Annotated in this window: 23 protein-coding genes; 8 read left to right on the forward strand and 15 right to left on the reverse strand. The window is 73.4% G+C overall.

Features of this window, described 5'->3' with window-relative positions:
* Position 1: 1 nt before the first annotated feature.
* Together hrpB and BXA10_RS11010 are read right to left on the reverse strand one after the other, a co-directional pair.
* On the reverse strand, positions 2–2560 hold the full coding sequence (gene hrpB, locus BXA10_RS11005) for an ATP-dependent helicase HrpB (protein WP_076470294.1): 2559 nt from the start codon (positions 2558–2560) through the stop codon (positions 2–4).
* 148 nt (positions 2561–2708) lie between these two features.
* On the reverse strand, positions 2709–3533 hold the full coding sequence (locus BXA10_RS11010) for a SigB/SigF/SigG family RNA polymerase sigma factor (RefSeq protein WP_076470177.1): 825 nt from the start codon (positions 3531–3533) through the stop codon (positions 2709–2711).
* A gap of 376 nt (positions 3534–3909) precedes the next feature.
* Between BXA10_RS11010 and BXA10_RS11015 the strand changes: the two genes are divergently transcribed.
* Positions 3910–4680: a hypothetical protein gene (locus tag BXA10_RS11015; RefSeq protein ID WP_076470295.1), complete on the forward strand. Its 771-nt coding sequence runs from the start codon at positions 3910–3912 to the stop codon at positions 4678–4680.
* 371 nt (positions 4681–5051) lie between these two features.
* On the forward strand, positions 5052–5180 hold the full coding sequence (locus BXA10_RS32405; protein ID WP_281251426.1) for a hypothetical protein: 129 nt from the start codon (positions 5052–5054) through the stop codon (positions 5178–5180).
* 88 nt (positions 5181–5268) lie between these two features.
* Here the strand turns inward: BXA10_RS32405 and BXA10_RS11025 are convergent, their stop codons facing one another.
* Together BXA10_RS11025 and BXA10_RS11030 are read right to left on the reverse strand one after the other, a co-directional pair.
* Entirely contained in the window at positions 5269–6255 is a 987-nt protein-coding gene (locus BXA10_RS11025) for a pirin family protein (protein ID WP_076470179.1), read from the reverse strand.
* A 9-nt stretch (positions 6256–6264) separates the two neighbouring features.
* Positions 6265–6747 carry a MarR family winged helix-turn-helix transcriptional regulator gene (locus tag BXA10_RS11030; RefSeq protein WP_076470180.1) on the reverse strand — a complete coding sequence of 161 codons (483 nt, stop codon included), beginning with the start codon at positions 6745–6747 and terminating at the stop codon, positions 6265–6267.
* Positions 6748–6901: 154 nt separating this feature from the next.
* On the opposite strand from BXA10_RS11030, the gene BXA10_RS11035 reads away from it, so the two are divergent.
* Both BXA10_RS11035 and BXA10_RS11040 read left to right on the forward strand, forming a co-directional pair.
* On the forward strand, positions 6902–7435 hold the full coding sequence (locus BXA10_RS11035) for a GNAT family N-acetyltransferase (RefSeq protein ID WP_076470181.1): 534 nt from the start codon (positions 6902–6904) through the stop codon (positions 7433–7435).
* Positions 7436–7493: 58 nt separating this feature from the next.
* Complete coding sequence (locus tag BXA10_RS11040) at positions 7494–8135, forward strand: DUF1684 domain-containing protein (RefSeq protein WP_076470182.1); 642 nt, start codon at positions 7494–7496, stop codon at positions 8133–8135.
* On the opposite strand, the gene BXA10_RS31435 is transcribed toward BXA10_RS11040, so the two are convergent.
* Positions 8099–8359 (reverse strand): hypothetical protein, encoded by a 261-nt coding sequence (locus BXA10_RS31435; RefSeq protein WP_175649155.1) that lies wholly within the window; start codon positions 8357–8359, stop codon positions 8099–8101. The two genes, BXA10_RS11040 and BXA10_RS31435, sit on opposite strands and share 37 nt — an antisense overlap.
* Before the next feature lie 238 nt (positions 8360–8597).
* On the opposite strand from BXA10_RS31435, the gene BXA10_RS11050 reads away from it, so the two are divergent.
* The gene (locus BXA10_RS11050) at positions 8598–8789 is read left to right on the forward strand and encodes a hypothetical protein (RefSeq protein ID WP_425436048.1); all 192 of its coding nucleotides are present in this window, start codon (positions 8598–8600) and stop codon (positions 8787–8789) included.
* 47 nt (positions 8790–8836) lie between these two features.
* Here BXA10_RS11050 and BXA10_RS11055 read toward each other — a convergent pair whose 3' ends face one another.
* A complete protein-coding gene (locus tag BXA10_RS11055; protein WP_076470184.1) occupies positions 8837–9427 on the reverse strand; it encodes a YflT domain-containing protein in 591 nt (196 codons plus the stop codon).
* A gap of 126 nt (positions 9428–9553) precedes the next feature.
* On the opposite strand from BXA10_RS11055, the gene BXA10_RS11060 reads away from it, so the two are divergent.
* On the forward strand, positions 9554–10054 hold the full coding sequence (locus tag BXA10_RS11060; RefSeq protein ID WP_076470185.1) for a metallophosphoesterase family protein: 501 nt from the start codon (positions 9554–9556) through the stop codon (positions 10052–10054).
* A gap of 69 nt (positions 10055–10123) precedes the next feature.
* On the opposite strand, the gene BXA10_RS11065 is transcribed toward BXA10_RS11060, so the two are convergent.
* From BXA10_RS11065 to BXA10_RS11085, 5 genes are all read right to left on the reverse strand, one after another.
* On the reverse strand, positions 10124–10339 hold the full coding sequence (locus tag BXA10_RS11065; protein WP_076470186.1) for a DUF3072 domain-containing protein: 216 nt from the start codon (positions 10337–10339) through the stop codon (positions 10124–10126).
* A gap of 79 nt (positions 10340–10418) precedes the next feature.
* Positions 10419–11711 (reverse strand): cation:proton antiporter, encoded by a 1293-nt coding sequence (locus BXA10_RS11070; RefSeq protein WP_076470187.1) that lies wholly within the window; start codon positions 11709–11711, stop codon positions 10419–10421.
* 104 nt (positions 11712–11815) lie between these two features.
* Positions 11816–12493, reverse strand: a complete 678-nt coding sequence (locus BXA10_RS11075; protein ID WP_076470188.1) for an HAD family hydrolase — start codon at positions 12491–12493, stop codon at positions 11816–11818.
* A 51-nt stretch (positions 12494–12544) separates the two neighbouring features.
* Complete coding sequence (locus BXA10_RS11080) at positions 12545–14671, reverse strand: ATP-binding SpoIIE family protein phosphatase (RefSeq protein WP_076470189.1); 2127 nt, start codon at positions 14669–14671, stop codon at positions 12545–12547.
* 205 nt (positions 14672–14876) lie between these two features.
* A complete protein-coding gene (locus BXA10_RS11085) occupies positions 14877–15224 on the reverse strand; it encodes a DUF6401 family natural product biosynthesis protein (protein ID WP_076470190.1) in 348 nt (115 codons plus the stop codon).
* 144 nt (positions 15225–15368) lie between these two features.
* Between BXA10_RS11085 and BXA10_RS11090 the strand changes: the two genes are divergently transcribed.
* Positions 15369–15815 carry a hypothetical protein gene (locus BXA10_RS11090; protein ID WP_076470191.1) on the forward strand — a complete coding sequence of 149 codons (447 nt, stop codon included), beginning with the start codon at positions 15369–15371 and terminating at the stop codon, positions 15813–15815.
* On the opposite strand, the gene BXA10_RS11095 is transcribed toward BXA10_RS11090, so the two are convergent.
* Entirely contained in the window at positions 15812–16021 is a 210-nt protein-coding gene (locus BXA10_RS11095) for a hypothetical protein (protein ID WP_076470192.1), read from the reverse strand. The genes BXA10_RS11090 and BXA10_RS11095 overlap by 4 nt on opposite strands.
* A 154-nt stretch (positions 16022–16175) precedes the next feature.
* On the opposite strand from BXA10_RS11095, the gene BXA10_RS11100 reads away from it, so the two are divergent.
* Positions 16176–17450 carry an MFS transporter gene (locus BXA10_RS11100; RefSeq protein WP_076470193.1) on the forward strand — a complete coding sequence of 425 codons (1275 nt, stop codon included), beginning with the start codon at positions 16176–16178 and terminating at the stop codon, positions 17448–17450.
* Between the two features lie 223 nt (positions 17451–17673).
* Here BXA10_RS11100 and BXA10_RS11105 read toward each other — a convergent pair whose 3' ends face one another.
* The 3 genes from BXA10_RS11105 to BXA10_RS11115 all read right to left on the reverse strand — a co-directional run bounded on the left by BXA10_RS11105 (position 17674) and on the right by BXA10_RS11115 (position 18978).
* Positions 17674–17934, reverse strand: coding sequence for a hypothetical protein (locus tag BXA10_RS11105; RefSeq protein WP_076470194.1), 261 nt, complete (start codon positions 17932–17934; stop codon positions 17674–17676).
* 110 nt (positions 17935–18044) lie between these two features.
* Complete coding sequence (locus tag BXA10_RS11110) at positions 18045–18506, reverse strand: SRPBCC family protein (RefSeq protein ID WP_076470195.1); 462 nt, start codon at positions 18504–18506, stop codon at positions 18045–18047.
* A 55-nt stretch (positions 18507–18561) separates the two neighbouring features.
* Positions 18562–18978 (reverse strand): DUF2795 domain-containing protein, encoded by a 417-nt coding sequence (locus tag BXA10_RS11115; protein ID WP_076470196.1) that lies wholly within the window; start codon positions 18976–18978, stop codon positions 18562–18564.
* Between the last annotated feature and the right edge of the window lie 42 nt (positions 18979–19020).

Consider the following 19020-nt stretch of genomic DNA (forward strand, 5'->3'; position numbering starts at 1 on the left):
GTCAGCGCCGGCGGGGGCTGGCGCGCCGGGTCGGTACGGCCGTCGTCGGGTCCTCCGGCCACGGGTGTCGCGGGTAGCGGCCACGCAGTTCGGCCCGGACCTGCGGGTAGCCCACCCGCCAGAAGGAGGCCAGGTCGGCGGTGACCGCGACCGGCCGGCCGGCCGGCGAGAGCAGGTGCAGCAGCACCGGCACCCGTCCGCCGGCGATGCGCGGCGCGTCCTGCCACCCGAACGTCTCCTGGAGCTTCACCGGCAGCACGGGTGCCGCCGGATCGCTGTAGTCGATCCGGATCCGCGAGCCGCTGGGCACCGTGAGCCGTTCCGGCGCCACCTCGTCCAGTCGCGCCGCCTGCGCCCAGGGCAGGAGCCGGCGCAGCGCGGCGGCGACGTCCGTGCGGGCCAGGTCGGCGCGGCGCCGGGCGGTGGCCAGCTCCGGGGCGAGCCAGACGGGGGCGGCGTCGAGCAACGCGTCGTCGCCGACGTCCGGCCAGTCCTCGCCGAGCGCGTGCCGGCAGAACGCCAACCGCTCCCGTAGCGCGCGGGCGGCCGGCGTCCACTCCAGCAACCCGAGGCCGGTGCGGCGCAGCCCGGTCAGCAGGGCCGCGCCGACCTCGGCCGGGTCGGGGCGACTGAGCGCCCGCTCGACCAGCTCGATCGCGCCGAGTCGCACCACCTCCCGGGCCACCACGTCGGTGCCCGACCAGCCGATTTCCCGATCCGTGCGCAGCAGCGGCCCGGCCGCCTCCCGGGCGGTGGCCTCGTCGAGCGCGGCGGCGAGCCGGATCCTTGCGGCCGGCGCGCCGGGGGAGCGGTCGGCGACCGCCACCGCGAGCCACTCGGCGCCGGCCAGGCCCGACCCGGGTGCCAGCTCCCCGGCGGTGCCCCCGGTCATCAGGTACGAGGAGCCGCCCGGCCGCCGGACCCGGGCCAGTCGCTCCGGGTGGGCCAGCCCGACCAGCAGCCCGGCGGCGAGGTCGTCGGGCAGCCGGTGTCCCGCCCCGGTGCTCGTACCGGCGGCGGTGGGGTCGGTGTCCAGGAGGGCGCGCAACCGGCGCACCTCGGCGCGCCAGCGGGCGGTGGCGGTCGCGTCGGTGCCGGCGCGCAGCCGGCGCCAGACGGCGGCGAGGTCGTCGGCCGGGCCGGTGACGGTGTCCTCGGCGAGCATGGCGACCACCTCGGCCGCCCGGTCGGCGCCGACCCGGCCAGCGCCGTCGAGCAGGGCCCGGGCCAGCCGTGGATGGGCGCCGACCGCGGCGATGGTCCGGCCGCGTCCGGTGATCCGGCCGGTGGAGTCGATCGCGCCGAGGGTGGCGAGGGTGTCCCGGGCGACCGCCATCGCGGCCACCGGTGGCGGGTCGGGCAGCGCCAGTCCGGCGCCGTCCGGTTGCCCCCAGGCCGCCAGGTCCAGCGCGAAGCCGGTGAGATCCGCCGTCTCTATCTCCGGCCCCGGCTGGGCGGGCAGCCGCTCATGGGTCGCCTCGGACCAGCAGCGGTACACGTACCCGGGTGCCTCGCGGCCGGCCCGACCGGCTCGCTGGGTCGCGGCGGCCCGGGACACCGGCACGGTGACCAGCGCGCCCAGGCCGCGGGCCAGGTCCAGCCGGGGGACCCGGGCGAGCCCCGCGTCCACCACCATCCGCACGCCGGGCACGGTGAGGCTGCTCTCGGCGACCGAAGTGGCCAGCACCACGCGACGCCGGGCCGCCGAGACGGCGTCGGGCGGGGCCGGTCGTGGACGCAGCGCGGCATCCTGGTCCGCGGAGCGCTGACGACCGTGCAGGGGAAGCAGGTCGACGGTGTCCCGCACATCGGTGAGCCGACCGGCGACCGCGGCGATCTCGCCCGCGCCGGGCAGGAACACCAGCACGTCGCCGTCGTGCTCGCGTAACGCCCGCCGGACGGTCGCCGCGACGTGGTTGAGCAGGGCCCGGTCGACCGGGCCGGCCCCCGGCGCGGGCACCGGTCGGGGCGGAGGCGCCCAGATCCGGGTGACCGGGTGCAGCGCCGCGTCGGCCCGGACGATCGGGGCGGGTTCGTCGGAGCCGCCGAGCAGCGCGGCGAAGCGGTCCGCCTCCGGGGTGGCGGACATGGCCAGCAGCCACAGGTCGGGGCGGAGGGCGCCGCGCGCCTCCACCGCGAACGCGAGCGCGAGGTCGGCGTCGAGGTGGCGTTCGTGACACTCGTCGAGCAGCACCGCCCCGGTGCCGGGCAGGTCGGGATCGCGCAGCAGGCGACGTACCAGCAGTCCGGTGGTGACCACCTCGACGCGGGTGCGCGCACCGACGCGCCGGTCCCCGCGTACCGCGTACCCGATCCGGTCGCCGACCCGTTCGCCGAGCAGGTCCGCCATTCGGCGGGCCGCGGCCCGGGCGGCCACCCGGCGGGGCTGGGCGATCACCACCCGGCCGTCCACCTGTTCGGCGACGGCCAGCGGGGCGAGCGTGGTCTTGCCGGTTCCCGGCGGTGCCACCAGCACTCCGGCGCCGGTCGTGCGCAGCGCCGCGACGACCGCCGGCAGCGCGGCGCGCACCGGCAGGTCCAGGCGTACGTCGGAGAGCACGGCCCAGTCTCGCACCGGTGGGGCCGGCGGCCCGGCGCGGTACCGGCCCGGCCCGGTGCGGCCAGGCGTGCCGCCGTCCGGCGTGCACACCGGTGGCCGGGTCCCCCGGACCCGGCCACCGGTGCCATCACCCCCTGGTGGATGCCGGTTAGTAGGTGCCGTCGAGCTGTCCGCGCAGCTTGGTCAGCGCTCGGGCCAGCAGACGGGAGACGTGCATCTGCGAGACTCCGACCTGCTCGGCGATCTGCGACTGGGTCAGGTTGCCGTAGAACCGCAGGGTGAGGATCTTCTGCTCACGCTCGTCGAGCGTGGCGAGGGCGGGGCCGAGGGCGACCCGCAGCTCAGCCAGCTCGAACTCGCCGTCCTCGCCGCCGAGCATGTCGCCCAGCTCGGTGGCGCGATCACCGTCGCCGGTCGGAGTGGAGAGCGAGACCGCGTTGTACGCGCGGGCGCCCTCCAGACCCTCGAGGACCTCCTCCTCGGTGATCTTGAGGTGGGCGGCGATGTCGGCGACCGTCGGGGAGCGGCCCAGGGTTTGCAGCAGGGCGCTGTTGGCGTCGGAGATGGCCAGTCGCAGCTCCTGCAGGCGCCGTGGGACGCGGATGTCCCAGGTGCGGTCGCGGAAGTGCCGCTTCAGTTCCCCGATGATGGTGGGAATGGCGTAACCGGCGAAGTCGACACCACGGGACGGGTCGAACTTGTCGATCGCCTTGATCAGGCCGACGGCGGCGGTCTGCGCCAGGTCGTCGGTCGGCTCGCCCCGGCCGCTGTAGCGGTGGGCGAGGTGGTTGGCGAGCGGCAACCAGGCCTCGATCGCCCGGTCCCGCAGCGCGGGACGCGACGGGTGGTCGGCGGGCAGCGCGGCCATCGCGTTGAGCAGGTCGGTGGCGCTGTCGGAGAGTGCCCGCGGGTCGAGCTTCGCCGCCGTGGTGGACGTGCTCGTCGTGTGCTCAATGGTCGCTGGCGCGGTCATGGGTGGTCCTCCCTGCACCTCGTCCGCGGATGGAGACGTGACGCTTCGTCTTGGCTTCGAATGGGCCGTTCGGTAGTCACACTAACCCGATGGTCCTGCGAAAATCTAGCCGAACGGCTGATGTACTTAAGTGACGAACCAGAAGAGATATGGATGATTTGGACACAGCGGGCATCGACTGTGAGGGCGATTACCGGCACGACGCGGACCGCCGAGGGCATCTGGACGTCCGGTGGGTGTGGGCCGGACGACAGGAACCCTCGGCCGAGCGGTCAACTTGAAAGCCGACATCAGGCCGTTACTGTCGACATTCCGTCCTTGTCCCACGCACGGGACCGCCGTAGCGTCGGCTGGTAGTCGTCGGATGGAGGCGCCCGTGCTCGACCCTGCTGCTCCTCAGCTAGTCGTGAACAGTCGCTTCCTCCACGTGGGCTGGCTGCCGGCGGATCCGGACGCGGTCTCCGCGCTGGTGCCGGCCGGGCTGCGGCCGTACCCGGACCGCCGTGTCTTTCTCGGCCAGTGCGTCGTCGACGACGCGTGCCAGACCTCCGGCCTCGGCGCCTACGACCTGACCTACCTGGGCGCGTCACTGGACGGTGTCGACGCCCCCGGTGGCGCCACCCCGGGCGGCTGGTGGACGCACTACATCACCTCGACCGAACGGGTGCTCGGCTACGTCCGCATGCGCGGCTTCCCCGCGTACCCCGGGAGCACCACGATCGACGTGCGCGCCGACACCCTCGTCGCCGAGACCGAAATGGACGGCGTGCCGGTGATCCGGATTCGGTGCCGGGTGGGGGAGACCGGGCACGTGATCGACAGTGGGCAGAGTCGCTACTTCACCCGGCGGGACGGCCAGTTGCTCAGCTCGATCTACCCGTACCTCGTCGAGCCGGTGTCGCCCTTCGAGGTCGAATCGATCGAGTTCCTGGAGCCGGAGCACCCGACCTACGCGCTGCGCCCGGCCAATCCGCTCACCATCGTTGCCGGCTTCTACTCGCCCCGGGTCGCCTTCGCCTACCCCGGTGGCCCGACCGTACATCCCGGGGATGCGGGGTTGCCGGACGAGCAGGCCGGAGGCGCGCTCGCCGCCGCCACGGCCCGGCGGCCGGCTACCCGGGTCGTGAGCCGCCCGGTGAGCCGGTAACACCGAGCGGTCGGCTCGGGCCGGCCTCGTGCACCGCGTACCGCTCAACCGGCGCGGCGATCCGTCGACGGGTCACCCGGCCGCCCCGACCCGGTCGCCTCGGCCCCGGTCAGTCGACGAAAGTCTGCTTCTCCGAGGGCCCTCGCCAAACGTGTCGTGAATTGCCGGCCCGACCAGGTTTCCGCCGTCCCAGCGGGGTAACCGTCATTGCGGGTCGGCGCGATCGGCTGGGGTACGAAACCCGCCACCACACCTGAGGATGTCGACCCCGATCTCACGGCAGGACCCCGCCGTGGGCTTCCCACGCCGGCCGGTACCCGGTGCCGTGGCCGGCCGACCTGATCGGCGCGAGACTTCCTGGAGGCCAGAGCATGCCCAGCGAGACGACGAGCCCCCTGACCGAGCACCGCGAGCAGGCGGTGGAGAGCGAGCGGGGCGCGCTGGTGGCGGTGTTGGTCATGGTGCTTCTCGGCCTGGCCGGCATCTTCGCCGTCTCCTGACCCGTACCACCCGCGTGACAAGTACCACCCGCGTGGCCCGTGACCTCGCGCATGGCGGGGCGGAGAGCCCCGCCATGCGCGACCGGATTCAGGGACGCTCGCCCTGGCCGTCGGTGTGCGGCATCCGCTGAGCGGGAACGACGCCGAGCCGACCGGCCTGGAAGTCCTCGAACGCCTGGATCAGTTCGTCGCGGGTGTTCATGACGAACGGCCCGTAGTGCGCGACGGGCTCCTGGATCGGCTGACCACCCATCAGGTACAGGTCCAGCGCCGGGGTGTGCGAGTCCTGCCGCTCGTCAGCGGTGAACCGCAGCGCGTCGCCGGGGCCGTGCACCGCGAGCTGCCCGATCTGCAGCGGCCGCCGGTCCGTGCCGACCGTGCCGCGTCCGCTCAGCACGTAGGCGAGGGCGTTGAACCCCGGCTGCCAGGGGATGTCCACCTGCGCCCCCGGCTGGATGGTGACGTGGGCGATGGTGATCGGGGTGAAGGTGGAGCCCGGCCCGCGGTGACCGGCCACCTCGCCGGCGATCACCCGGATCAGCGCCCCGCCGTCCGGGGTGGTGAGCAGCGCCGACTCCTTGCCCCGGATTTCCTGGTAGCGGGGCGGGTTCATCTTCGCCGCGCGAGGCAGGTTGACCCAGAGCTGGGTGCCGTGGAACAGGCCGCCACTGACCACGAGGTGCTCCGGCGGAGCCTCGATGTGCAGCAGGCCACTGCCGGCGGTCATCCACTGGGTGTCGCCGTTGGTGATGGTGCCACCGCCACCGTTCGAGTCCTGGTGGTCCATGATCCCGTCGATCATGTACGTCACGGTCTCGAAGCCCCGGTGCGGGTGCCAGGGAGTGCCCTTCGGCTCACCCGGGGCGTAGTCGACCTCACCCATCTGGTCGAGGTGGATGAACGGGTCGAGCTCGCTCAGCGGCACACCGGCGAAGGCCCGCCGCACCGGGAAGCCCTCGCCCTCGAAGCCGCTGGGGGCGGTGGTCAGCCGGCGTACCGGCCGGAAGTTGGTGGACTCGTCCAGCCGGGGCAGGCGGGGCAGGACGAGTACGTCGTCGACGGTGATCGCGGGCATCGGGCTCTCCTAGTTCTTGGCGTGAGTGGTCGAGGCGTCCCGGGCCGCCCGTAGGCGGTCGCCGAGGCGCTCGAAGATCCGGGTGAGGCAGGCGACCTCGTCGTCGTCGAGATCGTCCATCAGGTGGGTACGCACCGAGATCAGGTGATGGGGGGCGGCCTCCCGCACGGTGAGCAGCCCGGTGGCGGTGAGCACCGCCTGGCTGCCCCGGCGGTCGTCCGGGCACGGCTCCCGGCTGACCAGCCCCCGTCGCTGCATGGAGGAGATCTGGTACGTCAGCCGGCTGGGTGAGAAGACGAGCCGGTTGGCCAGTTCGCCCATCCGCAGTCGTTGGCCGGGCGCCTCGGAGAGCAGCACCAGCACGTGGTAGTCGGCGAAGCTCAGGTCGCTGTCGGTGCGCAGGTCCTCCTCCAGTTGGGTGAACAGCCGCTGGCTGGACTCGATGTACGCGCGCCAGGCGGCGAGTCGGCTGCTGTCCAGGCTCTCGGTCACAGCGCCCACAGTAGCACTCTTTCAAAATTAAACAATCTTGCAGTTGGCTGTACCACTCTGGGGATGAAGGCGCTCCGGGGAGGGTCTTACAGGTTTGAACGAACTGTAGACGCCCGGTGCCCTCCGGGCATGGCAGACTTCCGGAGTGGCCCAGATGCAGTTGACCGCCCCCGGCCTGGTGCTTCGCCCCTGGCTCGAGGCCGACGCCCCGGCGGTTCAAACGGCGCTGAGTGATCCGGACATCGCCCGGTGGAATCCCCAGGGCTGGCCGGTGGACGAGGAGCGGACGCTGAGCTGGCTACGCAGCCGCGCGGACTGGTCGGCCGGGGACCACGCGTCGCTCGCGGTGGCCGACGCCACCGACGGCACGCTGCTCGGCTCGGTGTCGCTGCATCACATCCACGGCGACGAAGCCGAGATCGGCTACTGGATCGTCCCGGCGGCGCGCGGTCGCGGCGTCGCGTCCCGGGCCGTCACCCTGCTCACCCGCTGGGGTTTCGGACAACTCGAACTGCACCGGATCCAGCTCTTGCACGCGACCGCCAACCCGGCCTCCTGCCGGGTCGCCGTGCGGACCGGGTACCGCCTGGAGGGAACGCTGCGCGAATCCTTCCGGTACGGCGACGGCCGCCGCCACGACGAGCACCTGCACGCCCGCCTGGCCACCGACCCGTGGCCGGGGGAGTGACCGGGTCGACCGGCGCCGACCGGTCCGCGGGCCGCTCGCGCGGACTAGGCTTCGTCGGGTGAACGACCTCGACCTGGCCGACTGGCGGGAACGGATCGCCGGGCTCTACCTCTCCGACCTCGACCTGGCCGGCTTCCGCGCGGAACGTGACCGTCTCTTCGCCGACCACCCGCAGAGCCCCGTGCCGCCGGAGGACCGGTCCGCCTTCGCCGGGCTGCGCTACCACCCGCCGAACCCCTCCGCCGTCGTGGAGGCGCCGCTGCGGCCCGCCGAGGGTGAGATGGAGATCGACACCGGCGGCCCCGACGGCGTGATCCGCTACCGGCGGGTCGCGGTCGCGGAGACGCCGTGGGGCCCGCTCACGCTGTGGTGGATCATGGCGTACGGCGGGGGCCTCTTCGTGCCGGTACGCGACGCCACCTGCGGCCGGGAGAGCTACGGCGGCGGTCGTTACCTGACCGACACGGTGAAGGGCACCTTCGGGCGGGGACTGACCATGCTGCCCGGCGACCGGGTCCGGCTGGACGCCAATTATCTCTACAACCCGTCCTGTGCCTACGACGACCGTTGGGCCTGCCCGCTCGCGCCGCCGGAGAACCGGGTCGACGTGCCCATCCGGGCCGGGGAGCTTGCCTACTCCGGTCCCGACGGTTCACCCGGTGGTCAGAGTTCGGGCGGCTCAGGGTCGACCCGCCCCTGATCGACCCCGCGCGGCCGGCCGACGGGTACCTCCCGTTTGCGCTCGATCCACGTGATGAACCGCTCGTACAGGGCGTTCCCGTTCGGCGGGCTGCCGGTGTCCAGCCGCCCGAGGTCCTCCATGGCTACCGCCAGCTGCTGCCCCAGGTAGACCGCCAACCCGGCGAGATTGCGCCGGTACTCGACGGCCAGGAGCAGCCGGGCGGGCGGGCACGGCCAATCCATGTCCGGGCACACGCGGCACACCCACAGCGGCCGCCGCGGCAGGTGTGGCCGGTGGGGGTCGAGTTGCGCCGGGTGGCGTTGCGATTCCGGCCCCGGCGGCATCACGTAGGGCCGCGCGTTCCCTGAGCTTCGTTTGGCGGCTCGTTCCATCCCCCTATCGTGCTATCGCTGTTGCCGATCGTCAACCCCGACCGGTGTTTACGATCGCCCGGCGATCGCCGATACCTACCGTCAATGCGTGGTGGAGTTCGTGGGAATCGCTGAGATTCGAGACATGCTCGGTGGCGTCTCGCGGGCCCGCGCGTCCGTGGTGGCCTCTCGCCGTGACTTTCCGGCCCCCTACCAGGTGTTGAAGATGGGCCAGATTTGGAAGCGCACAGATGTCGAGGCGTGGATACGCGAGCACCGGCCGGACCTGGCGGACCGGTAGTCAGGGCGCCCGCCGCCGACCCTGGCGGCTCTGACCGAACCGCCTTGTCAGCGCGACTTCGGCCTCGGCTCGGCCGCGGAGAGATCGAGCCGGCCAAGCAGCTGCCGTGCCTGGTCGGCCAGGTTCGCGTCGACGATGACGGCGTACTGGCCGGCCCGCAGGGAACTGGTCGAGGTGAAGTCCCGCTGCCCGCCGGTCATCGCGTGCGCCACCGCGCCGAAGATGGCCCCCCAGATCGCGCCCACCACGAGCCCGACCACGATCACGCCGAGCCAGTTGCCGACTGTGAAGATGCCGAAGAGCAGGCCGATGAAGAGCCCGAACCAGGCACCCGCGCCGGCGCCGATCAGGGCCGCGCGTCCGGTGTCCATCCGGCCGAGAACCGTCTCCACCAGGGTGAGGTTCGTACCGACGATGGCCGTGTGCTCCACCGGGAACCGGTTGTCCGCCAGGTAGTCCACCACCCGCTGCGCGGACGGGTAGTCCGGATACGAACCGATCGTCACAGTCGGCGGCCCGGTCTCCGGGCCCTGCCCGTCGCCGGGTGTCGCCGTCCGGCCCGCCGGACCGGACGGAAGCAGGCCACCGCCGGGCAGGGCGGACCGCCAGCCGGAGGTCGGTCCCGAAGCACTGGTCATGAGTTCCTCCCTTGTAGGACTCCCCATTTCCCGCCCCTGTCGTCCGGTAACGCCGCGCCCGCGCGGTAGCGCCGAGCGTCACCGGGCGGCGGCGTGCCGCCGGTTGCACTCGATGAGAATGAGCGGATGCGTCTGGTCATCACCGCGGACACCCACGTGCCGAAGCGGGCCCGGGACCTGCCCGAGCCGCTCTGGGACGCCATCGAGACTGCCGACGTGGTGCTGCATGCGGGCGACTGGGTCGACGAATCGCTGCTGGACGCGATGCAGGCCCGGTCCCGCCGGCTGATCGGCGTTCACGGCAACAACGACGGGCCGGCGCTGCGGGCCCGGCTGCCCGAGATCGCCCGGGTGGAACTCGACGGCTTGCGGGTCGCCGTCGTGCACGAGACCGGGCCGCGTACCCGCCGTGAGGAGCGCTGCGCCGCCCGCTTTCCCGACACCGATTTGCTGGTTTTCGGGCATTCTCACATTCCGTGGGACACCACTGCCCAAAGCGGGCTGCGGCTGCTCAACCCCGGTTCGCCGACGGACCGGCGGGCCCAGCCGCACGCCACCTACCTGTCCGCCCGGGTGGCGGCGGGGCGGCTCGACCGGGTCCGACTGCACCGCCTCCCGCCGCGCTGAGTCGACCCGGCCCGGCGGGCGGCGGTGCCGGCCGGCCTCGCGCCAACGCCACCGGCCGGCTCGCCGGGTTCACTGGCCGCGGCCGGTCTCCTCCTGGAGTTCGTCGATCCGCTTTGACGCCTCCGCCTTGGTCAGCCCGTCGGGCACCTTGGCGTCCGCCTCGCGGGCGAGCGTGGCCAGGTAGGACTCCTGGGCTGCGGTGGGTGGCTCCGCCCCGGTCACCCATTCGTCCGGGTCCTTGATCGCGCCCCGCGGATCGGCCTCGTCACTGCTGCGGTCTGTCATGATCCCTACCTTTCGTCGAACAGGTGTACCAATACCCCGGGTGTCGCCCGTTCATGCCGGCGGCACCGCCCGGTCGCGCTCAGCCGGCCGCCCCAGTGACCGAAGGCTCGGCGGCGCGGTCCGGCGCCGACTCGTCGGTACGCTCACCGGCCCGGTCCAGCAGTTGCATGACCGGGGTCGCGGCGATGCCGTGCACGAGCACCGACACGACCACCACCAGCCCGACGGTGGCCCAGACCAGGTCGGCCCGCGCGAAGTCGGCCTTCGTGGTCGCATACGCGAGGTAGTAGAACGAGCCGACCCCGCGGATGCCGAAGGACGCGATCACCCAGTGTTCGGCGGGCCGTCCCGGTGCTCCGCGCAGCGACAGCCAGCCGACCAGCGGCCGGAGTACGAAGACCAGCGCCAGGCCGACCGCGGCGGCCGGGACGGTGAGCGGGGCGAGCAGTCCACCTACCACCGCGCCGCCGAAGAGCAGCAGCAACAGCACTGTCAGCAGCCGTTCGACCTGCTCGGCGAAGTCGTGGAGCACCGCGTGGTACTCGTGGGTCCGCTCGGCGGCCCGGATCGCCCGGGCGGCCACGAAGACGGCCAGGAAGCCGTAGCCCCCGACCACCTCCACGAGCCCGTACGCGAGGAACGTGGCGGCCAGGGCGAGGAAGCCCTCGGCGTGCCGGGCCAGCCGCAACTGCCTCGGGGCGTGGAAGAAGAGCTTGCCCAGCAGCCAGCCGACGAGCAGGCCACCGCCGACGCCGATGCCGACCTTCCACAGCACGTCGACCGTGAACCACCGGGCCAGCCAGTCTCCGGGGGCGAGGCTGGTATTCGCGATGGCTATCGCCGCGTACACGAAGGGGAAGGCCAGCCCGTCGTTCAGCCCGGCTTCCGAGGTGAGGGCGAACCGGACCTCGTCCTCCGAGTCCTCCGCGTCGGTGGGCTCGCCGACCTGGACGTCGGAGGCGAGGACCGGGTCGGTGGGCGCGAGCGCGCTGCCGAGCAGCAGTGCGGTCGCCGGCACCAGGCCGGCCCACCACCATCCGAGCAGGGCCACCGCCGCGATGCAGAACGGCATCGCGACGGCCAGCAGCCGCCAGGTGGACGACCAGCCCGACCGGCTGAACGGTCTGTCGATCTTCAGCCCGGCGCCCATCAGGGCGACGATCACCCCGATCTCGGTGAGGTGCGTGGCAACCTCGGGATGCGCCAGCGGATCCGGCACCGGCAGGCCGGTGGGCAGCAGGAACACCGCCATGCCGAAGCCGAGGAAGGCGATCGGCATGGACAGTGGCCGGCGCTCCAGCAACCGGGGGAGGATGCCGGCGAGCAGGGCGCCGAGACCCACGATGGCGAAGGCCACGTCCACCGGTTCCACCGCACCACCTCCGACGCGCCCGCGAGGCGCGGGCAGGTGGTGACAGACCTTGCCCCGTCGGTGCTCCGGCTATGCCTCCACGCCGGAGCGGAACCGAGCGCGGTTCACTTCGACCGGGTCAGCGGTGAGTCGTCGAGCGTCGCCAAGAGGGCGGCCGGATCGTCGTAGACCGCCACCGCGCCGGCCCCGGCCAGCTCGCCCCGGCTGGTCCCGCCGCAGGTCAAACCGACGCAGGGGATGTCCAGCTTGCCGGCGGCGGCGACGTCCCACACGGAGTCGCCGACGAACACCACCCGCTCGGCGGGCAGGCCGGACTGGTCCAGCGCGGCGACCAGGATGTCCGGGGCCGGTTTGCTCTGCTTCGCGTCCGCGGACGAGGTGACCGCCGCGACCACGTCGTCCGCGTCCAGCGCGCGGCGCAATGCGGCGACCTCGTGCTCGGCGGCCGACGTGGCGAGTACCACCCGCAGCCCTCGTTCGGCGCACGCCCGCAGCAGGTCCGCGGCCTTCGGCAGCGGCGTGAGCCGCTCCCAGTACTCGGCGTAGAGGGTGTCGTGCGCGTCGCGCAGCCGCCCGTCGGCGTCGCGGTCGCGTTCGGGCCCGAGCAGGTGGTCGAGCAGCTTGTCCGAACCCATCCCGATCGCGCGGTGCACGGTGGCCATCGGCACCGGCTGGTCGTTCTGGCGCAGCGCCTCCCACCAGCTCACGGTGTGCAGGTACGTGGTGTCGACCAGGGTGCCGTCGACGTCGAAGAGGACGCCGGCGGGGTTGTCGGTAGGCATGGCCGTCCTCCTACCCGCCACAGGCGGGACTGACGCGCGGGCGCGTGCGGTTCACTCGGCGGGAAGCAGGAGCTCGAACCAGACGGTCGAGCCGCGCACCGTCGGGTCGGTGCCCCAGGCGTCGCTCAGCTCCTCGATCAGCCCGAGCCCCCGTCCCCGACTGCTCAACGTGTCGGTCTGCGCCCGGGTGACCGCGCCGCGGGTACCCGAGTCGGCGACCGAGACCAGCAGCCGCTCGGCGCTGAGGTCGATCTCCACCCGGGCGGCGGTGCCGGCGTGCAGCAGCGCGTTGGTGGTCAGCTCGCTGGTGCAGAGCACCGCCGCGCCGATCACCGACTCCGACACCCGCCACTCGCCCAGCTGCGCGGTGAGCCAGCGCCGGACCCGGCCCGGGGCGGTCGGCTCCGCGGGCACCTCGATGCTCGCCGACCGGCTGGGCTTCAACGCGTGCTCCACCGCGAGGACGGCGACGTCGTCCTCGGTGGTCCCGGGGACCGCCGCGCTGGCGACCGCGCAGAGCGCCCGCGGGTCGCCGCTGCCGGCCCCGGCCACCGCCTCGGCGAGCGCACCCAGACCGGCGCTCAGACTCTGCCGCCGCCGCTCCACCACACCGTCGCTGAACAGCAGCAGCGTGTCGCCGGGAGCGAACCGGACGGTTGCCACGGCCGGCCGGGCGCCGAGTCCGAGCGGCGCGCCGGCGGGCAGGTCGACGTACTCGGCGTACGGCTGGTCGTCCGGGGCGCACCGCCGGATCAGCGGGGCCGGGTGCCCGGCGGTCGCCAGGGCCAACTCCTGCCGGTCGGCGTCGATCACCCCGAAGACCACTGTGACGAAGAGTTCGGGCGTGCCCGCCTCGGCGGCCAGGCTGGCTACGAGCCGGTCCAGGCCGGCGAGGACGGCGTCCGGACGCGGATCGCTCAGCGCCAACGCGCGCAGCGCCGCGCGTACCTGCCCCATCCGGGCGGCGGCCCGCACGTCGTGTCCGGCCACGTCGCCGAGAACCACCCCGAGCCGGCCGGTGGGCAGCAGGAAGGCGTCGTAGAAGTCCCCACCGGCGGCGTTGCCGTCCACCCCGGGGTCGTAGCGGGCAGCGATGCGCAGCCGGGGGAGGTCCGGCAGGTGCTCCGGCAGCATGCTGCGTTGCAGCAGCTGGGCGGTGCCGTGTTGGGTCTCGAACCGCCGGGCCCGCTCGGCGGCCTGCCCGATGAGCTCCGCCGACGCGGCCAGCAGCGCGCGTTCCGCGGCGGACCAGACCCGCGCGGCCTGGTGGCCCACGGAGAGCCCACCGCGTACGACAGACGCGCGCAGCGGCATCGCGGCGAGTGAGACGATCTTCTGGTCGTGACGGTCGGCGGCGGACTCCCGCAGCGGCTGGCCCGTGCCGATGATGAGCGGGGTGCCCGACCGGGCCGCCTGCACCAGCGGATCCGGCCAGTCGGCGGCGGTGCGCCGCCACAGCGGCGGGAGCCGCTCGTCGGCCTCGTCGATCAGCTCGCCCCGGATCCGGCGGACCATCCGCCAGCCACCGCCCCCCTCGTCCACGGCGAAGGCGACGCGATCGGCGTCGAACGTCGTGAGCGCGTAGCGCAGGCTGACCCGGGCGACGTCGTCCAGGGTGAGGGTGCCGGCCAGCGCCGCGGCGACCTCGCCGAGGCTCTGCAACTGACGGGTGACGTGAGTGGTCTCGGCCGCCACGGCGAGCACCCCGACGATGCTTCCGCTGCCGTCCCGCACCGGGGAGTAGCCGCAGGTGAAGACCGCCTGCTCGACCACGCCGCCGGTGCGGACCAGCGGGAGGGTGCTCTCCTTCTCCAGGAACGTCCCGCCGTCGCGGTAGATGCGCTCCAGGACGTTCCCGACCCCCGGCAGATGCCACAGCTCGTGGAACACCTCGACGGCGGGACGTCCCACAGCCGTCGGGTGGTTCTCACCGATCAGCGCGGCGTAGCCGTCGTTGTAGATCAGGAGGAGGTCCTCGCCGCAGGCGAGGGCCATCGGCACCGGCGAGGCGAGGATGAGGTCGACGACCGCCCGTACCGCCGGGTCCCAGGAGTGGCGCGGGCCGAGTGACGTACCGGCCCAGTCGTGGCCCAAGACGGCGGCCGCCGCCTCGGTCCGGGTGGATGACCCGGAGAGCGGCGCCGGCGGCGTGGGAATGCGCCCGACCGTTCCTGGCATGCCCGCAGCCTAGCCCGAGGAGCGGCCCGCTGTTTCCGATCATGTTCGGTGCGTCGCGGCCCGTGCCGCCGGCGGTCCTCGCGCCGGCGTTGGCCCCGGCCGGCCGCGGCGCGCCGTGCAACGACCGTTCGCGCTGCTCAGTGCCGATCGGCGGCCGGCGCGTGCCGGGACCAGCAGTCGCGCCGGGGAGGGCGTCGGGGTCGGCTCAGACCCCGTCGAGGGCGCGGGCCAGCGCGTGGACCGCGAGCAGCCGGATCGGCAGCCAGTCCGGATCGGACCAGTCGACCGGGGGGCCCGTCGGCCGCCAGCCCTGCTCCGACGCGCCCGCGAGCACGCCCTCCGCGTACCCGGCCAGCGAGGCCAGGGTCAGGGGACGGAGGCCGGCGTCGAGACTGTCGCGTACGGCGGCGGCGTGCTGATCGAGCAGAGCCTGCAGGCCGGGGTGCTCGGCCCCGGCGGCGAGCCCGTCGCCGACCGAGACGGCGAGAGCGGCGAGGGTGGACCGTGCCGAGTCGACCTCACTGGCAGCTACCCGGTTGAACGGCACACGCATGGGGAACGACGCTAACCGAACCCGCTTCCCGGCCGGCCTCCACCTCCCGCGCGGTGTGTGGTCAGCCACCGGTCGGCGCCCGAGCACCCCGCCGGTGAGCGAGCGGAACCGCCCCGACGGGCACGGCAGGAGTACGGAGGCGCGATGGCGCAGCAGGACGGGCCCGACGAGCGGCACCGACGGCCGCCGGACGTCAGCGACGACACCGTGGCGGCACTGGGCAAGCTGAGTGAGGCGCTGGAGTGCGTGGAACGGGCCCGCGGTCACCTCTACTCGCTGCACCAGTTGATCGGGCACGCCGACCTGATGCTCGACGACGCGGTGGAGATGTTCCGCGACGCCGGGCACCCGGAGATCGCCGAACGGATCCACACCCGGCTGCTCGGGCGCAACGTCATAGCCGGGCGCTGGACGTTCCAGATCGTCGAGGACTTCGACGACGGCTACTACGCGCTCTTCCGCGAGCTGGACCGGTACGCCCGCGACCAGCTGGTCGGCGGACGGCGCCACCTCTACGAGGCGGAGATGAAGGAGCGGCGGCGAACCCGTGGCCTACCCGGCCACGAGGCGCGCCCGAGCGACGGCGACTAGTCGCCCGTGCGGGCGTCGGCCGGGCGCCGGCGGGCGTCGTCGGCGATCAGCACCGTGGCCACCATCAGCGCGACGCAGAGGCTGAACAGCCACGAATCGTCGGAGACGAGCCAAGCGGAGACGGGTGCCTGGAGCGCGGCCAGGAGGAAGCCGAGCCAGGCCAGGCGGCGTTGACGCGTGGTGAGGATGCCGGAGCCTTGTCGCATCCCGAAAGTCTTACGCGGTAAGTCGGGATCGCCGTCCCCCGTTCGGCCGATTCTGTATGAGCTGTCCGTTTTTCGGACCGTCCGGGCGTCCCGTCCTGTCGTACGGGGGACCCGGGCCGAACCGCCGGCCGTCCCTGGCGGAGGATGAGCCTCCGTGTCCACCCCCAACGCGCGCCCCCGAGCCGCCCTGCTCCTGCTGGCGTACCTCGCCTTCGTCAGCCTCGGCCTACCGGACGGCCTGATCGGCGTCGGGTGGCCGTCGATCTCGAACGACTTCGGCGTGCCCACCGAAGCGGTCGGCCTGGTGCTCACCGCCAGCACGGCCGGCTACCTGATCTCGAGCGTGCTTGCCGGTTTCACCCTGGCCCGGATCGGCGTGGGCTGGTTGCTGGCGGGCAGCACGACGCTGGCGGCCCTGGCGTTGACGGGCTACACGGTGAGCCCCGTCCTGGCCGTGGTGATCGGCTCCGCGGTGGTGCTCGGGCTCGGCTCCGGCGCGATCGACTCGGGGCTCAACGCGTACGCCGCCGGAGCGTTCGGGCCCCGGCACATGAACTGGATGCACGCGTTCTTCGGGCTCGGCGTGGCCATCGGTCCGCTGATCATGACGGGTGCGCTCGGCGCCGGGCTCAGCTGGCGCTGGGGGTACGGGATCGTGGCCGCCGCGCAGCTCGCCCTGGCCACCGCGTTCGCGTTGAGCGTCCGGGCCTGGCGGCAGCGGACCCCCGCCCCCGTACCGGACCCGCCGGCCGAGCCGGTCGCGGCGGTGGGCGACGCGGTGTCCGGGCCGGTCGGATCGGTCGGGGTGGTGGCGGAGGCGCCCGCGCCGACCGCCGTCCGGTCCGTCCCGGTACGGGAGACCCTGCGCCTGCCCGCGGTCTGGCTCGGCGCACTCGCCTTCGCCGTGTACGTGGCGATCGAAGTCGCCGCCGGCCTCTGGGCGTTCCTGCTGCTCACCGAGGGGCGGGGACTGACCGGCGCGGCCGCCGGGCTCTGCGTGTCGGCCTACTGGGGGAGCCTCTTCGTGGGCCGGGTGGTGCAGGGCGTGGTGGCCGAGCGGCTCGGCGCAGGCCGGGTGCTGCGCGCCAGCCTGCTCGGCATGGCCGGCGGTGCCGCGCTGATCGCCGTGCCCGCGCCCGCCTGGCTGGCGGTCGCCGGGCTGGTGGTGGTCGGCTTCTCCGCCGCTCCGGTCTTCCCGCTGCTCACCCTCACCACCGCCGAGCGGGTCGGCGCGGCCCACGCGGACCGCACCATCGGGTTGCAGATCGGCACCTCCGCGCTGGGCGCCTCCCTGGTCCCGGCCGGGATCGGTGTGCTCATGTCGCACACCTCGGTCCAGGCGCTCGGGTCGGCGCTGCTCGCGCTCGCCGTGGCGCTGATCGTCCTGCACGCGGCCGCGTCCCGCCGGCCCGCCCGCGCCACCGGCTGAGCCGACCGTCCGCGTCACCGGCTGAGCCGACCGTCCGCGCCACCGGCTGAGCCGACCGTCCGCGTCACCGGCTGAGGCCGACCGTCCGCGTCGCCCGGGGCTGGGCCCACCGCCGACGGGCGACCGCCGAAGGGCGACCGCCGGGCGTCGGCCGGGCCAGGCCCTCCCGCCAGGCACCCCGGCCCCCGGGCCCCCGGCCAGCACCACCGCGGCCTTTGAAAGATCAGAGAGTGTCCGGGCCGGTACGTCCGGTCGTCGATGGGCGGTATGCGCGGTCCGGGTCGGTCGGTTCCCGACCGGCCCCGGCGGCCTGACCGTCCCGGTCCGCCGCCTCCGGCCCGTGACCGAACGCCGCCTCCTCACCTGCGTCGTTGCCGGTGACGTCGTCGCCCTGCCCATCGATCGTGGAACTCGCGACGGCCCGCTCCAGTTCCTCCAGGGGGGTCCGTTCCTCGTCCCGCCACACCTTGTTCTTGTTCGCCATGTCCTCGCGGTACCCGGGCGCGCTTATCGCAAACGGCGCAGGCTGCGCGGACGGCGACGGCCGCCGGTGGGACCGGCGGCCGTCGGGCGTTCGTCATCCGGGGGTGGGGGTCACGGCTGGGGGCGGTCCACCTTGCCGCGCCAGGCGCCGGTCTCCTGACCACGTCGCTCGATGTACTGCTTGAACCGCTCCAGATCGCCCTTGGCGCGCCGATCGACGATCCCCATCTTGTCGCCGGCCTGCTCCACCACGCCGCGCGGCTCGAACTCGAGCTGGAGGGTCACCCGCGTGTTGTCCGCGTCGAGCCGGTGGAAGGTCACCACACCGGCCTGCTGCGCGCCGTTCGTGGAACGCCAGGCGACCCGCTCGTCGGGGAGTTGCTCGGTGATCTCGGCGTCGAACTCGCGCTTCACCCCGGCGATCTCGACGGTCCAGTGGGTCATCGTGTCCGACAGTTGCCGAACCTCCTCCACTCCCTCCATGAAGTGCGGGAACTCCTCGAACTGGGTCCACTGGTCGTACGCGGTCCGCACCGGAACGGAAACGTCCACATGCTCGGTAACGCCACTCATCAGGCATTCCTCCTCAAGGTCGCGGGAGCCGGTCGGGGATCGTGTCCCGCACCGGTCACCAGCGCGTCGTCTCGTTCTTGTTGCCGAGCGCGGCCCAGACCTCGGAGATCGTCTGGTACCGGGTGCCGTCGGGCAGCGTCTGCAACGCGGCGACGATGTCGTCCGGGGCGCCGTTGTCGCGGGCGTTCGCGACAAGCGTCTCCCGGTCGCCGGGCAGCGCGCTCATCGTGATGAACCGTCCGAGCCGGCTACGCCGCTCGACGTCCTGCGAACTCATCCCCTTCGGGGCGCCGGTCCGCAGCTCGCCGGCGGGCGCCGTCGTCGCCTCCGGCTGGTCCTCGCCCGCGGGCTCCGGCACCCGGGACTCGTCGACCCGGGAGCCGCCGGTCCCCGGCCCCTGTACGAGGCCGCTGACCTCCTGGCTCATCTGTTCGTCGATCCTCGGTCCGTGCTTGCTGTTGCCACGCTCCATGCCTTCTGCGCTACCCGACGGCACCGGCGTCAAACCGGCAAG

It is taken from the genome of Micromonospora avicenniae (genome assembly GCF_900156065.1).
Classification (GTDB): domain Bacteria; phylum Actinomycetota; class Actinomycetes; order Mycobacteriales; family Micromonosporaceae; genus Micromonospora; species Micromonospora avicenniae.

What these genes read in the sequence shown, in the direction of transcription:
- BXA10_RS11010 (WP_076470177.1), bottom strand. Translation starts at nt 3,533, where the DNA reads ATGACCGCGCCAGCGACCATTGAGCACACGACGAGCACGTCCACCACG.
- BXA10_RS32405 (WP_281251426.1), top strand. Translation starts at nt 5,052, where the DNA reads ATGCCCAGCGAGACGACGAGCCCCCTGACCGAGCACCGCGAGCAGGCG.
- BXA10_RS11025 (WP_076470179.1), bottom strand. Translation starts at nt 6,255, where the DNA reads ATGCCCGCGATCACCGTCGACGACGTACTCGTCCTGCCCCGCCTGCCC.
- BXA10_RS11035 (WP_076470181.1), top strand. Translation starts at nt 6,902, where the DNA reads ATGCAGTTGACCGCCCCCGGCCTGGTGCTTCGCCCCTGGCTCGAGGCC.
- BXA10_RS31435 (WP_175649155.1), bottom strand. Translation starts at nt 8,359, where the DNA reads ATGGATTGGCCGTGCCCGCCCGCCCGGCTGCTCCTGGCCGTCGAGTAC.
- BXA10_RS11055 (WP_076470184.1), bottom strand. Translation starts at nt 9,427, where the DNA reads ATGACCAGTGCTTCGGGACCGACCTCCGGCTGGCGGTCCGCCCTGCCC.
- BXA10_RS11060 (WP_076470185.1), top strand. Translation starts at nt 9,554, where the DNA reads ATGCGTCTGGTCATCACCGCGGACACCCACGTGCCGAAGCGGGCCCGG.
- BXA10_RS11065 (WP_076470186.1), bottom strand. Translation starts at nt 10,339, where the DNA reads ATGACAGACCGCAGCAGTGACGAGGCCGATCCGCGGGGCGCGATCAAG.
- BXA10_RS11075 (WP_076470188.1), bottom strand. Translation starts at nt 12,493, where the DNA reads ATGCCTACCGACAACCCCGCCGGCGTCCTCTTCGACGTCGACGGCACC.
- BXA10_RS11080 (WP_076470189.1), bottom strand. Translation starts at nt 14,671, where the DNA reads ATGCCAGGAACGGTCGGGCGCATTCCCACGCCGCCGGCGCCGCTCTCC.
- BXA10_RS11085 (WP_076470190.1), bottom strand. Translation starts at nt 15,224, where the DNA reads ATGCGTGTGCCGTTCAACCGGGTAGCTGCCAGTGAGGTCGACTCGGCA.
- BXA10_RS11090 (WP_076470191.1), top strand. Translation starts at nt 15,369, where the DNA reads ATGGCGCAGCAGGACGGGCCCGACGAGCGGCACCGACGGCCGCCGGAC.
- BXA10_RS11095 (WP_076470192.1), bottom strand. Translation starts at nt 16,021, where the DNA reads ATGCGACAAGGCTCCGGCATCCTCACCACGCGTCAACGCCGCCTGGCC.
- BXA10_RS11105 (WP_076470194.1), bottom strand. Translation starts at nt 17,934, where the DNA reads ATGGCGAACAAGAACAAGGTGTGGCGGGACGAGGAACGGACCCCCCTG.
- BXA10_RS11110 (WP_076470195.1), bottom strand. Translation starts at nt 18,506, where the DNA reads ATGAGTGGCGTTACCGAGCATGTGGACGTTTCCGTTCCGGTGCGGACC.
- BXA10_RS11115 (WP_076470196.1), bottom strand. Translation starts at nt 18,978, where the DNA reads ATGGAGCGTGGCAACAGCAAGCACGGACCGAGGATCGACGAACAGATG.